At 58.4% G+C, this 13,980-nt stretch carries 11 protein-coding genes; 8 read left to right on the plus strand and 3 right to left on the minus strand.

Features of this window, described 5'->3' with window-relative positions:
* Positions 1 to 113: 113 nt before the first annotated feature.
* The 3 genes from arfA to JNB85_RS09455 all read right to left on the minus strand — a co-directional run bounded on the left by arfA (position 114) and on the right by JNB85_RS09455 (position 3,900).
* On the minus strand, positions 114 to 1,622 hold the full coding sequence (gene arfA, locus JNB85_RS09445; protein ID WP_220334065.1) for an arabinosylfuranosidase ArfA: 1,509 nt from the start codon (positions 1,620 to 1,622) through the stop codon (positions 114 to 116).
* Between the two features lie 206 nt (positions 1,623 to 1,828).
* Positions 1,829 to 2,752, minus strand: coding sequence for an ArsR/SmtB family transcription factor (locus JNB85_RS09450; RefSeq protein ID WP_220334066.1), 924 nt, complete (start codon positions 2,750 to 2,752; stop codon positions 1,829 to 1,831).
* Between the two features lie 158 nt (positions 2,753 to 2,910).
* A complete protein-coding gene (locus JNB85_RS09455; RefSeq protein ID WP_338050323.1) occupies positions 2,911 to 3,900 on the minus strand; it encodes a LacI family DNA-binding transcriptional regulator in 990 nt (329 codons plus the stop codon).
* Positions 3,901 to 4,074: 174 nt separating this feature from the next.
* On the opposite strand from JNB85_RS09455, the gene ltnD reads away from it, so the two are divergent.
* The 8 genes from ltnD to JNB85_RS09495 all read left to right on the plus strand — a co-directional run bounded on the left by ltnD (position 4,075) and on the right by JNB85_RS09495 (position 13,927).
* On the plus strand, positions 4,075 to 4,989 hold the full coding sequence (ltnD, locus tag JNB85_RS09460) for an L-threonate dehydrogenase (RefSeq protein WP_220334361.1): 915 nt from the start codon (positions 4,075 to 4,077) through the stop codon (positions 4,987 to 4,989).
* A gap of 269 nt (positions 4,990 to 5,258) precedes the next feature.
* Positions 5,259 to 6,245: a D-erythronate dehydrogenase gene (gene denD, locus JNB85_RS09465; RefSeq protein WP_220334068.1), complete on the plus strand. Its 987-nt coding sequence runs from the start codon at positions 5,259 to 5,261 to the stop codon at positions 6,243 to 6,245.
* Positions 6,242 to 7,015, plus strand: coding sequence for an SDR family oxidoreductase (locus tag JNB85_RS09470; RefSeq protein WP_220334069.1), 774 nt, complete (start codon positions 6,242 to 6,244; stop codon positions 7,013 to 7,015). Before denD ends, JNB85_RS09470 begins: the two co-directional genes overlap by 4 nt.
* 72 nt (positions 7,016 to 7,087) lie before the next feature.
* The gene (locus JNB85_RS09475; RefSeq protein ID WP_220334070.1) at positions 7,088 to 8,155 is read left to right on the plus strand and encodes an ABC transporter ATP-binding protein; all 1,068 of its coding nucleotides are present in this window, start codon (positions 7,088 to 7,090) and stop codon (positions 8,153 to 8,155) included.
* A gap of 151 nt (positions 8,156 to 8,306) precedes the next feature.
* On the plus strand, positions 8,307 to 9,611 hold the full coding sequence (locus JNB85_RS09480) for an ABC transporter substrate-binding protein (RefSeq protein WP_220334071.1): 1,305 nt from the start codon (positions 8,307 to 8,309) through the stop codon (positions 9,609 to 9,611).
* 81 nt (positions 9,612 to 9,692) lie between these two features.
* Positions 9,693 to 10,625, plus strand: a complete 933-nt coding sequence (locus JNB85_RS09485) for a carbohydrate ABC transporter permease (protein ID WP_220334072.1) — start codon at positions 9,693 to 9,695, stop codon at positions 10,623 to 10,625.
* Between the two features lie 10 nt (positions 10,626 to 10,635).
* Positions 10,636 to 11,535 (plus strand): carbohydrate ABC transporter permease, encoded by a 900-nt coding sequence (locus JNB85_RS09490; protein WP_220334073.1) that lies wholly within the window; start codon positions 10,636 to 10,638, stop codon positions 11,533 to 11,535.
* A gap of 274 nt (positions 11,536 to 11,809) precedes the next feature.
* Positions 11,810 to 13,927 (plus strand): carboxy terminal-processing peptidase, encoded by a 2,118-nt coding sequence (locus JNB85_RS09495; protein ID WP_220334362.1) that lies wholly within the window; start codon positions 11,810 to 11,812, stop codon positions 13,925 to 13,927.
* Positions 13,928 to 13,980 lie beyond the last annotated feature (53 nt).

The raw sequence follows: 13,980 nt of genomic DNA on the forward strand, positions 1-13,980 counted from the left end.
GACTTTTACTTGTCAGGTCCGATGCTTCTGCGAACCATTCCTCCGGCTCGGCTGCCTCCTCGCAGTGAGCGGATATTCTCCAGACCAGCACGAGAGTGATGGCCGGAAAGGTCTCAGACCGACAGACGAATAACGCTGTAGGACTGAGGCTTCAGGCTCGCGCGCAATCTGCCATCCTCGATTTTCGCATTCTCGACTCTAATCGGGGCGACTGTCTCGGGCTGCCGCGCCGTATTGACGGCCTCAAGGTCCGGATGCGTCATTTCCACCTGTTCCAGCACGCGCGCATTGGCAAAGCCGTCCAGCCTGGCGTCGAGATCAAGCGCGTTCTGCGGGTGACGGTTGACGACAAAGAAGGTCAGCATCTGGCTGTCATCGGAAAGAACCGCTGATGCGTCGAGATAGGGGACGTCGTCCGCTTCGTCGCAGTCATAGGTCGGTGCGTCGGCGATGAGCTGCAGGGCCGATCCGCGGCCGTATTTTGACGCGAAATAGAAGGGATAATAGATCGTCTGACGCCAGGCCGGACCGCCATTCTCGGTCATGATCGGAGCGATGACGTTGACGAGCTGGGCGATGCAGGCGATGCGCACGCGGTCCGAACGGCGGATGAAGGTATTGAGAATCCCGCCGACCTGCAGGACGTCCTCGAAATTATAGACATCCTCCAAAAGATGCGGCGCATCCGGCCATTCGTTCTTCGCCAGGATATCCTTGTCCTGCTGGTTGGAATGATACCATACATTCCATTCGTCGAAGGAAATGCCGATCGTCTTTTTCGATCGCTTTTTCGCCTTGATATAGTCGATCACGCCGCCGATGGTGGTGATGTAGCGGTCGAGTTTGGTTGTGCGGGCAAGGTAATTGAGCGTGTTCTTCTCGCGGTTTGCGAAATACATGTGCAGGGAAATATAGTCGGCGCTGTCATAGCATTCGTTAAGGACCTGCGCTTCCCAGTCCGGATAGGTCTGCATGTCGGAATGCGATGAGCCGCAGACCACCAGTTCCAGCGACCTGTCGAAATTCCGCATGGCCTTTGCCGTTTCGTCGGCAAGCCGGCCATATTCCTGCGCCGACTTGTGTCCGACCTGCCAGGGTCCGTCCATTTCGTTGCCGAGGCACCACAATCTGACATTATGGGGGGCTTCCCAACCATGCTTGCGACGCAGGTCCGACCAATAGGTGCCGCCGGGATGATTGCAATATTCGAGGAAATTGCGGGCCGAATCCAGCCCGCGTGAGCCGAGGTTGACGGCGAGCATCGGCTCGGTCTTTGCCTTCTTGCACCAGTCGACGAATTCATTGACACCGATCTGGTTGCTTTCACGGGTGCGCCAGGCAAGGTCGAGACGGACAGGGCGCTCCGAACGCGGACCGATGCCGTCCTGCCAATCGTAGGCCGAAACGAAATTGCCGCCGGGGTAACGACAATAGGGTGTGTCGAGTTGCTTTACGAGATCGATGACGTCTTGCCGGAAGCCGTCCGCGTCGGCTGTCGGATGCCCTGGCTCGTATATGCCGCCGTAAACGGCTCGTCCGAGATGCTCGAGGAACGAACTATAGAGTCTGGGATCAATGCTCGCGACCCGAAAATCGCGATGAACAACAACGTCCGCTTTCAACGAACCCTCCCGTAAATATCGACTTTTTCGTTCTTATGCAGCTATCTTGATAGCTTGAGAGCAGGGAGTCAATTGACGATCGTGTGCGTTATGCGGTGTGAAACCATCGGAATTAATCACTGTTTCTCAGTGGGTTGGCATGGAAACCGCGTGTCATCGACGCAAAAATATAGCAACATTAAAATCACGATTTCCGATATTCTCCATCAAACGTAGAGCCGCATGACGATGTCGCGGCCGTAATTTCCAAACCCGCGGCCGAATATATTCACGCCGCCGGTATGGCTGGCATTCTCGGCAATGCCGACGCGCAGGCGGATCGAGGAATGCTGCGCCAGCGCAAGGTCTTCAACCGTGACGTTGGAGGTCGAGACGCCGTCGATGAATGTGCCGCGTGTGGAGATACGCCAGGTCTTCAGCTTGCCGTATTGGGAGCCTTCAAGCTTCCACCAGCCAGGGGTATGGGCGCCTCGCTTGTCGCCGTAGTCGCCTGGAGAGGTCCAGGTGCCGACCGGCATTCCATTGACCCAAAGCGTGATGTCGGAGGGCCAGTCCGGATTGGTGCCCGGTACTTCCGAGGACAGCTCCATCGAGAATTCGATCGCGCGCACATTCTTATTCAGGACTTTGGCATTGTTGGGGAATTTGTATTCGACAAAGCCCCTGCCGAACCACACGAGACCTGCCTGCATGCGTTGCGGATCAAGGAAATAATCGGGAACGTCGAGCAGGCCGATTACGCTGTCACTCGAGCAGAGGCCGCAAGGGGCATGGATGTCGCAACTCGTATAGAGCCCAACCGGCATCTCGACCTCGATGACGTCGTCTGCCTTGTTGACGGACTTGTCTTCAAAGCTGATGAGGATCTCGTCATAGACTGCAGAGCAGATCTTCTGATTGCCCTTCCGGCCTTTGGCGAGGCGGGATTCAACCAGTCCCACCTCTTCCAGAATTTGAATTCCGGTTGCGACGGTTGACTGCGGCAGCGATAGCGCTCGGGCCATGTCGTTGACGTTCAGGGGACCCTTCGAGCACAATAGTTTGAGGAGTTGCAGGCGTCCTGGCGCAGCGAGAGCTTTGATAACGGCGTCGTTGACTCCGGCTTCGATCGTCAAAAACGAGCGTTCCATGCTCTCTCCAGGCTGCGTCACAGATGGATTTATATCGACAATCCTGATATGGGCAAGGCGGAGGAGAGGGATATCGATCGATTTCTTTGATTTTAATCCTGGCATTCGTTTAAGAGGACGGCTTTCCCAGCAACCCATCTTGCCGGCGCCGACGCCCACTATTCGATGCCGATAATCTCTGGAACAAAGGCGGTGATCTTACCGCTCGATGGGACGCCCGTCACCATGGAACCGCGTGCCAGACGCGCCGCGACTTCGCCGATCATGCGGCGCGGCGATTTGGATGTGGCAATCCTCACGGGAAGCGCGGCCGCGAGTTCCAACCCGTTGAAGCCCGCCATCAGAATATCATCGGTTCGGGAAGCTTCCATGCCGGCAAAAGCGCCTCCGACCGCCATGTCGTCGTTGGAATAATAGATGCAGTCGAGGTTGGGCTCGGCACGCAGCAACTCATGCGTCAGATATTTGCCGAGACAGACTGAGGAAAGGGTGTCGCCTATCCTTTGCCCGATGAAGGCGAGCCGATGTTCAAGCAGGACGCGCTCAAAGCCGGCCTTGCGTTTGGCAGCGCGCAGGTCCCGCTCCAGCACGCTGCCGACATAGCCGAAACGTCTTCGTCCGGCGGCAATCAGTGCTCTTGCCATCTCCTCGCCGGCCTTTCCGTGCGAGAGACCGACATTGAAATCGATGGGTGTGCCATCGAGGTCCATGATTTGAATGACGGGAATAGCCGCGCTTCTCAGCATTTTCACGGTATCTTCGGGCTGATCGAGACCGGTGACGATGATGGCGCTCGGCCGCCAGGACAGCATGTCTCTTATAACATCACGTTCCTTGCGAGCATCATAGTCCGAGAGGCCGAACACCGCCTGCATTCCGGATCCCTCGAGCCCGACCGAAATACCTGCGAGCACCTCCGGAAAGACAATGTTGGACATGCTCGGCACCACCACCGCTACGAGGTTGGTTCTCTGTGACGACAACGAAAGGGCAAGTTGGTTGCCGACATAGCCCAACTGCTCCGTTGCCTTCAGCACTCTCTCGCGGGTTTCGGGAGAAACATCAGGGGCGCCGCGCAGGGCCCGGGATACAGTCATCTTACTCACGCCAGCGGCTGCGGCAACTTCTTCCAGAGTGGGTTTGCGTATCCCCAAGGAATCCCCCATTCACCCCCGACATCGGCGCGTGAGCCAGTCATAAGCCGATTGCGCGAAAAGTGGAACTGGCGGCGCTTGACATACATTGTCAAAATGAGGCTTGTTACCGATACCGGTATCGATAACATCGTACCTGTGGCTAATGTTCATCTCGGAGGAAGGGCTGTGGAGGACGTGCAGACAGCCGCGGTCGTCGGCCTTGGCTCGATGGGATGGGGCGCTGCCCTATCGCTTCTGAGAGCGGGTTTTACCGTCTACGGATGTGACCTTCGGTCTGATGTGTTGCAGCGCTTTTCGGACGCGGGCGGCAAATCCTGCAAGACACCATCGGAAGCCACTGCGGAGGCCGCCGCGGTATTCGTGTTCGTCGTCAATAGCAGCCAGGCCGAGCAAGTCTTGTTCGGCCTCGGGGGCGCGCTGGAGACGGCTCGCGCCGGCACCGTGTTTCTCCTTTGTGCCACCATGGCGCCAAGCGACACAGTCTCAATAGCCGACCGGCTGGAGGCCGCCGGCATGCTTGTCGTCGACGCGCCGGTGTCCGGCGGCCAAGCCAAGGCACTTTCCGGAGAGATGGTCGTCATGGGTTCTGGTTCGCCGGAAGCTTTCACGCGCGCAAAACCGGCGCTCGATGCAGTCTCCGGCAAGGTCTTTCGTCTCGGAGACAGGCCCGGTCCCGGCTCGCAGGTGAAGATGATCAATCAGCTCCTCGCCGGGGTGCATATTGCCGTGACGGCCGAGGCAATGACGTTTGCAGCCAAGACCGGGATCGACCTGAAGACGCTTTACGAGGTGCTGCGGGTTTCGGCCGGCTCCTCCTGGATGTTCGAAAACCGTGGCGAACATATCGTCTCGGGTGACTACACGCCGCGCTCGGCGGTCGACATCTTCGTCAAGGATCTCGGCATCGTCGCCTCTGAAGCAGAGCGGGCAGGTGCCGCTACTCCTCTCGCGGCGGCCGCGCTTTCGCTCTTCCGGCAGGCATCCGAAGCCGGTTTCGGCAAGGAAGATGATGCCGCCGTGGCAAAGGTCCTTGCCGAAAAGAGTGGCGTCGTCCTGCCGGGCATGAAGGTTATTCGCTGACAGGCACTGGGCAAAGGAGACATGAGACTTATGTTCGATTGCTACCACCCGCGTATCATGCAAGGTAAGCTGACGTGCAGGTTGCAGTTTTGATTGATTTTTATCTGACCGGTAACGTTCCTGCGTATCGGTCGGAGCTTTGGAAAACTTGAAGGAATAGATGGCGTTGCGCTTGGTGTGACGCGCGGAATCCGACTGGGGAGAACGGGTTCCGATCTGACACGAGGTCGTCTCGGAACGAGATCGGCGGCGCTGGGAGGTAAACTGACATGCATGTGATGATTTTGGGTGCGGCAGGCATGGTCGGCCGCAAGCTGGTCGAAAGAATTACCCGCGAACCTGACGCGCTCGGCACTTCGATCAGCCGGTTGACGCTGGTCGACGCATTTCAGCCGCCGGTGCCTGAAGCCCTTCGGCCCCTGTCAAACGCCATGACGTTCGATCTTGCCCAGGCGGGCGTCGCCGACAAGCTGATCGGGACGCGGCCCGATCTGATCTTTCATCTGGCGGCGATCGTTTCCGGCGAGGCGGAGGCGGATTTCGATAAAGGCTATGCCGTCAACCTCGATGGGACACGTGCACTGTTCGACGCGATCCGCCAAGAGGGTCTGAAATCCGACTACATGCCCCGTGTCGTGTTTGCTTCCTCCATCGCCGTATTCGGCACGCCTTTCCCGGATGTCATTCCGGACGAATTCTTTTCCACGCCTCTGACGAGTTATGGCACTCAAAAGGCAATTGCCGAGCTGCTGCTTGCCGACTATTCGCGTCGCGGGATTTTCGACGGCATCGGCATTCGCCTGCCGACGATCTGCGTACGGCCAGGTGCGCCGAACAAGGCCGCCTCCGGTTTCTTCTCCAATATTCTGCGTGAGCCGCTCGCCGGTAAGCCGGCGATACTGCCGGTCAGTGACACTGTCCGGCACTGGTTCGCAAGTCCGAGGGCGGCGGTCGGGTTTTTCGTTCATGCTGCAAAAGTCGATACGGCAGAAGTGGGGCCGCGGCGAAACCTGACCATGCCGGGCCTCTCGGCCCTGGTTTCGGAGGAGATCGATGCCCTTCGCCGTATTGGAGGCGACAAGGCCGTCGCGCTCATCAGGCGCGAGAGCGATCCTGCGATCGAACGTATCGTTGCCGGCTGGCCGACCCGGTTCGACGCGAAGAGAGCCTCCGCACTCGGCTTTAAGGCGGAGACGAGTTTCGACGAGATCCTGCAGGTGCATATCGAGGACGAACTCGGCGGGAGGATCGGATGAGTGGAAGTTCCGGCGTGCAGCCGAAGATTGCTCTGGTGACCGGTGGCGGTACGGGCGTCGGCCGCGCGATTGCCAAAGGGCTCGGTGCAGCCGGCTACAGGGTCGTCATCTCTGGACGGCGCGCCGAGATTCTCGAGAAAGCCGCTGCCGAACTTGGGAGCGAAACAGGTGCGGAAGTGGTCGCAGTCCGCGCCGATGTCGGCGATCCGCTCTCGGTGAAAGCATTGTTCGACACGATCGCAGATCGCTACGGCCGTCTCGACCTCCTGGTCAACAATGCTGGGGTCTCGGTGCCGGGCATCCCGCTGGAGGAGGTGTCTTTTGAAGACTGGAGCGCTATCTTGTCGGCCAACCTGACGGGCGCCTTTCTGTGTACGCAGCAGGCGTTCAGGCTGATGAAGGCGCAAACGCCACGGGGCGGTCGTATCATCAACAACGGCTCGGTTTCGGCAACGACGCCCCGCCCTAATTCCTCGCCCTATACGGCGACAAAACACGCCATTACCGGCCTGACGAAATCAACCGCCCTCGACGGGCGTGAATTCGACATCGCATGCGGCCAGATCGATATCGGCAATGCGGCAAGCGACATGACGAAGCGGATCGCCGCCGGCGTCCTTCAGGCCAACGGCACGACTGCTGCGGAGCCGACCATCGATGCCGCACATATCGCCGATGCGGTCGTCTACATGGCGGGTCTGCCGCTGGGCGCCAATGTGCTGACGATGACGGTCATGGCGACCAAGATGCCCTTTGTCGGGCGCGGATAACCGGCGGCAGGCGGTGAAATTTGAGAAGACGAATACATAGCATGTAGTGCTCGATATCTGGGAGGAGGGAGTATGGCAGGTGTTCAATTCGCGGATGTTCGTAAATCGTTCGGTGCGTTTCCGGTCATCAAGGGCGTGAACATCGATATTGCCGATGGTGAGTTCGTGATCCTGGTCGGGCCTTCCGGTTGCGGCAAGTCCACGCTGTTGCGCATGCTGGCGGGGCTGGAAAACATCTCCGCCGGCGAAATCCGGATCGGCGGGCGGGTTGTGAATACTTTGCCGCCGAAGGATCGCGACATTGCCATGGTGTTCCAGAACTACGCGCTTTACCCGCATATGACTGTACAGCAGAACATGGGCTTTTCGCTGATGCTCAACAAGGCGCCAAAGGCCGAGGCCGAGAAGCGCGTAAAATACGCCGCAGGCATTCTTGGGCTCGATTCACTGCTCGACCGCTATCCACGCCAACTTTCCGGCGGCCAGCGCCAGCGCGTCGCCATGGGCCGGGCCATCGTGCGCGATCCGGAAGTCTTTCTCTTCGATGAACCGCTCTCCAATCTCGACGCAAAGCTGCGTGTCGCCATGCGCGCCGAGATCAAGGAATTGCACCAGCGGCTAAAGACCACAACCGTCTACGTCACCCACGATCAAATCGAAGCGATGACGATGGCCGACAAGATCGTCGTCATGCATGACGGTGTCGTGGAGCAGATCGGCTCGCCTTTGGAACTTTACGACAAGCCGGCCAACCTCTTCGTCGGCGGCTTCATCGGCTCTCCGGCGATGAACATGATCAAGGGCAGGCTCGATCCCGAGAATTCAGGGCGTTTCATCACTGCCGACGGCACGGCGCTGCCGGTTGCCAATGCGCCCGACAGCGCAAAGGGCCGTGACCTCGTCTACGGGCTGCGCCCGGAATATATCTTGCTCGATGCAGGCGGCCTGGAGGGCGAAGTCATCGTGATCGAACCGACCGGCTACGAGACGCATCTCACCTTGAAGCTCGGCGGCAGTGATCTCAACTGCGTCTTCCGCGAACGCGTCAACGCGCGCCCAGGCGAACGCCTGAATGTCGCGATCGACGCCTCGCATGTTCATCTTTTTGATGCTGAAGGCGGCCAGAGATTGAGCAGTTGATGCCTTCAGGCGCGGCGCGGGAGAGGAGGAGCCTTCCCGTTCAGTCACCTGATGGCAGGCATCCCATTTCCGGATGCAGGTACCGTCGTTCATCGAGCGGGAGATGGATGTCGGAGAATTCTCTCCCGCATTTTTTATGAGGAGGAATATCATGACGATCAAGAGACGTGAATTTCTTGCTGCTTCGGCAGCCGCAGCCGGCGTCGCCGGTCTGGGCATCAGGCCTTCTTTCGCACAGGCCGAACCGACCTATAAGCCGGAAAGCGGCGCGAGTTTGCGCCTGCTGCGCTGGACGCCCTTCGTCAAGGGCGATGAGGACGCCTGGCTTGCCAACACTAAGAAATTCACCGAGGCGACCGGCGTTGAGGTGCGCATCGACAAGGAAAGCTGGGAGGACATTCGCCCGAAGGCTGCGGTCGCTGCCAATGTCGGCTCGGGGCCTGACCTCATCATGTGCTGGTTCGACGATGCCCATCAGTATCCGGACAAGCTGGTCGACCTGACGGAACTCGCCAATTATCTCGGCGACAAATATGGCGGCTGGTACGACGGCCTGAAAGGTTACGCTTCGCGCGGGGATGCGTTCATTGCCATGCCGTTGACGACGATCGGCAATGCGGTCGTCTATCGCGATACCCACGTGAAGGCGGCCGGCTTCAGCGAATTTCCGAAGGATACGGCGGGTTTCCTCGAGCTCTGCAAGGCGATGAAGGCCAAGGGCACCCCTGCCGGCTTCCCTCACGGCAAGGCCGTCGGTGACGGCAACAACTATGCCCACTGGCTGCTCTGGAGCCACGGCGGCAAGATGGTCGACGAAGGCGGCAAGGTGACGATCAACAGCCCGGAAACGCTGGCTTCGATCAACTATGCCAAGGAGCTTTACGCGACCTTCATCCCGGGCACGGAAAGCTGGCAGGACGTCAACAACAACCGCGCCTTCCTCGCTGGTCAGGTTTCACTGATCGCCAACGGTGTTTCGGTCTATTACACTGCCAAGAATGACCCGAAGCTCGCCGATATCGCCAAGGACATCCGCACGACGAACTTCCCGATCGGGCCTGTCGGCAAGAGCGTGGAACTTTTCCAGACGAGTTCGCTGCTGCTCTTCAAGCACACGAAATATCCGGAGGCGGCAAAGGCCTACATCAAGTTCATGATGGAAGCCGACCAGATGAACGCCTGGATCCAGGGCTCCAGCGCTTATTGCTGCCAGCCTCTGAAGGCGTTCGCGAAGAATCCGATCTGGACTGCCGATCCGGTCCATGCGCCTTACGCGCTTGCTTCCGAAAAGCTGCGCCCGAACGGCTATGCCGGGCCGCTCGGCTATGCCTCTGCTGCGACTATGGCGGACTATGTGCTGGTCGACATGTATGCCGCCGCTGTCACTGGCCAAAAGTCGCCAGAAGATGCGATGAAGGAGGCCGAGCGCCGGGCAAACCGCTACTACCGCGTTTGATCCCATTTTTCCAAGACTTGCGGCATGCCGGAAACGACGTGCCGCAAGTCCCTAGGGCATATCGCAATCTGGAGATAAGCAATGTCGACGGTGAATTCCGGAGATACGCGCGGACCGGCATCCTCGCTCCTGCAGAACAACAACGTGCTCGGCTTCCTGTTCATGCTGCCGGCTGCGGTCTTCCTGGTCTGCTTCCTAACCTATCCGCTGGGGCTCGGTGTCTGGCTCGGTTTCACCGATACGCGCATCGGCCGCGATGGTATCTTCATCGGTCTGGAAAACTACCAATACCTTATGGACGACAATGTCTTCTGGTTGTCGGTCTTCAACACCGTCCTCTATACGTTCATCGCATCGCTGCTGAAGTTCGCGCTCGGCCTCTGGCTTGCGCTGCTTTTGAACCAGCATCTGCCGTTCAAGAGTTTTTTCCGGGCGATCGTGCTACTGCCCTGGGTCGTGCCGACCGTGTTGTCGGGCCTGGCCTTCTGGTGGATCTACGATTCCCAATTTTCGATCATTTCCTGGTCGCTGATGCAGCTTGGCCTGATCGATGCGCCGATCAACTTCCTCGGCGATCCCACCAATGCACGCATCTCCGTCATCATAGCCAACGTATGGCGTGGCATTCCCTTCGTGGCGATCTCGCTGCTAGCCGGCCTGCAGACCATTCCGGCATCGCTGCAGGAGGCCGCCTCGCTTGACGGGGCGACCAGCTGGCAGCGTTTCCGCTATGTGACGTTGCCGATGCTGACGCCGATCATCGCTGTCGTGATGACATTCTCCGTGCTCTTCACCTTCACGGATTTCCAGCTCATTTACGTGCTGACAAAGGGCGGGCCGGTCAACGCCACGCATCTGATGGCAACATTGTCCTTTCAGCGCGGTATTCCCGGCGGCCAGCTCGGCGAGGGTGCCGCGATCGCAGTCGCCATGATCCCTTTCCTACTCGGCGCGATCATGTTCAGCTTCTTCGGTCTGCAGCGCCGCAAATGGCAGCAGGGCGGTCAGGACTAGGGAGAAAGATATGTCGACCAATTCCAACACCGCCAATGCCGCCCTGACCGACAATGCCGAAGGCATGAGTTATCTAAACCGCCTGCCGCGGCGGGTGGTGATGCTCTATCTGCCGATGGCGGTTTTCGTCTTCGTGCTGCTCTTCCCGTTCTACTGGATGGCGATCACCGCGGTGAAGCCAAACGAACAACTGACCGATTACAGCAATTACAGTCCGTTCTGGGTTGTCGGGCCGACGCTTGCCCATATCAAATATCTGTTCCTCGAAACGTCCTATCCGGGCTGGATGTGGAACACGATCCTTGTCGCCGTCTGCTCGACCTTCCTGTCGCTGGTGGCGTCGGTCTTCGGTGCCTATGCGATCGAGCGTGTGCGCTTCACCGGCTCGCGCTCCGTCGGCCTCATCATCTTCCTTGCCTATCTCGTGCCGCCATCGATCCTGTTCATTCCGCTTGCCTTCATCGTTTTCAAGCTCGGCATCTATGATTCGCGCCTCGCGCTGATCTTCACCTATCCAACCTTCCTCATTCCCTTCTGCACATGGCTTCTGATGGGTTACTTCCGCTCGATCCCGTTCGAGCTGGAGGAAAGTGCGCTGGTAGATGGCGCCAATCGGTGGCAGATCCTGACGAAGATCATCCTGCCGCTGGCGGTACCCGGTCTCATCTCGGCCGGCATCTTCGCCTTCACCCTGTCATGGAACGAGTTCATCTACGCCCTGACTTTCATTCAGTCGTCGGAGAACAAGACGATTCCGGTTGGCGTGCTGACCGAACTGGTGCGTGGCGACGTGTTCGAGTGGGGATCGCTGATGGCGGGAGCGCTGTTCGGCTCGCTGCCCGTCGTCATCCTCTACTCGTTCTTCGTGGACTATTACGTTTCGTCGATGACGGGGGCGGTCAAGGAGTGAACAAGGACTAGAAGCTGCCCTCACGCTCTGACAGAACGTCCTTCTTCCGCCAATCCGCGAACGCTTACCAGCGCTTGGCTAGTCGCCGGGTAGAGAGCTCGTGATGGTCGAATTGCCGGGTATTGTCCGGTTACTCGGGATATTGTCATTGACGAAGGGACGAATTTCGCAGTTTTGCAAACCATGCAATTAACTGGCCGGTTGCCAAAAAACCATAATTGCCTCACCTAGATCGCACATCGACAACAGGCATTATGAATTGGATCAACGCCGGATGCGCATAGCCTACGTTTTTTTCGGTACATTTCTTGCAATCGCGCAGTCCGCTTATGCTGAAGTCGCGGCACCGCCTGTCCTGGCGCCGCAAAAGCAACAGGCGCAAGCTGCTCAGCTGAGCGCACAACTTCTCACGCGATACAGCTACAGACCTGTTCCACTCGACGACGCCTTGTCTGCCAGGATCATGGACCGGTTCATCAAATCACTGGATCCGGACCACATGCTCTTCCTGCAAGCCGACATCGACAAGTTCATGTCGGGGCGCAGCGAGATCGACGATGCCATCGACCGGAAGGATTTGAAAATCCCGTTTGCCATCTTCGCCGCGTACGAACAGCGTATCGTCGACCGCATGAATTACGCGCGCAGTCTGCTTAAGCAGGACTTCGATTTCGGTGTGCAGGAAAGCTATTCCGTGTTGCGCGACAAGGAGCCCTGGCCGCAGTCGGAAGCCGAAAGTAATGAGCTTTGGCGCAAGCGCGTCAAAAGCGATTGGTTGCTGTTGAAACTCGCCGGCAAAACCGATGCCGCTATTCGCGAAACGCTCGACAAACGTTACGCAAACGCTCTCGAGCGAGCCTACCAGTATAAAAGCGATGACGTCTTTCAGTTGTTCATGGAGGCTTATGCGACGTCGATCGATCCCCACACGGATTATTTCGGCGCAACGGCTTCGGCCGATTTCAATATCTCGATGAAGCTTTCGCTGGTTGGCATCGGCGCGGTCCTGCAGGAGCGCGACGATTATACGACGATCCGTGAGCTCGTACCTGGCGGTCCGGCCCAGTTGTCCGGCAAGCTCTCTGTCGGAGATCGTATTACCGGCGTCGGTCAAGGCAAGGACGGTGCGATAAAAGAAGTAGTCGGCACGCGCCTCGATGAAGTCGTGCAATTGATACGAGGGAAAAAAGGCTCCGTCGTGCGCTTGGACATCCTGCCGGCGGATGCCGGAGCAGACGCCACGCATCGCGTCGTCAGCCTTGTGCGCGATAAGATCAGTCTCGAAAAGCAGGCTGCCAGGAAGACCGTGCTGTCGGTAAAAGTCGGCGAGGCCACGCGCAAAATCGGGGTGATCACGCTGCCGACATTCTACGAGGATTTCGAGGCGCGGCACAAAGGGGACAAGGACTACAAAAGTGCAAGCCGTGATGTCGCCAGGCTTCTCGATGAATTGAAGCAAGAAAAGGTCGACGGCGTTCTCGTTGACGTGCGCAACAATGGCGGCGGTTCATTGGATGAGGCTATTGATTTGACCGGTCTGTTCATCGGCAATGGCCCCGTCGTTCAGCAGCGCGGTAGCGATGGCAAGGTTGCGGTCAGAAGCGCCGAGTTTGCAGCGCCTGTCTGGACAGGCCCGATGGGTGTTCTGATCAATCGCGGGTCGGCATCGGCGTCGGAGATTTTCGCCGCGGCAATCCAGGATTACGGTCGCGGCGTGATCGTCGGCGAACCCAGTTTCGGAAAGGGCACAGTTCAGACTGTCGTTGATCTCGATCAGATGGTTCACAACAGCAAACCCGAATTTGGCGAGCTGAAAGTAACGATCGCGCAGTTTTTCCGGATCAATGGCGGTACGACGCAGCTGCGCGGCGTGACGCCTGATATCAGTTTGCCTGGACTGTCCGACCCGAAGAGCTTCGGCGAGACCAGTTATGATAATGCCCTGCCGTGGGCGCAGATCAAGCCCGTGAACTACGCCCCCACGGATATGATCTCGAAATGGCTTCCGACATTACAAAGCCGTCATGACGCGCGGGTCGGGAGCGATCCAGATTTCCAATCTCTCGTGAAAGATATCGCCGATCTCAAGGCGCAGCGCGAAAAAGGCGTCGTTTCCCTCAACGAAGCCGAGCGTCGCAAGGATGCGGCCGCGCGAGAAAATCGCCGGAAATCTCGAGCCCAGTTGAGCGATGGTGAAGATCCCGGCACAGATGATGGCCTGGAATCAAGCGAGCGCAGCCTGAGTGCTGATATTGCCATTGAGAATGCCCGCAAGAAGGCAAAAGACCTATTGCTGAACGAGGCATCCGCCATCCTTGCCGACGTGGCGGATTTGCAGGAAGGCGTGCTGAGGGCAGCCACGAAACAATCGGGAGACACAGTCGGGAAGTAGTCAGGCTCGAGCGCTATTAGAGCGATAGGCGGCTGCAAGCGCACTTTCGACGC

This window comes from Rhizobium mesosinicum (genome assembly GCF_019511345.1).
GTDB lineage: Bacteria > Pseudomonadota > Alphaproteobacteria > Rhizobiales > Rhizobiaceae > Rhizobium > Rhizobium mesosinicum.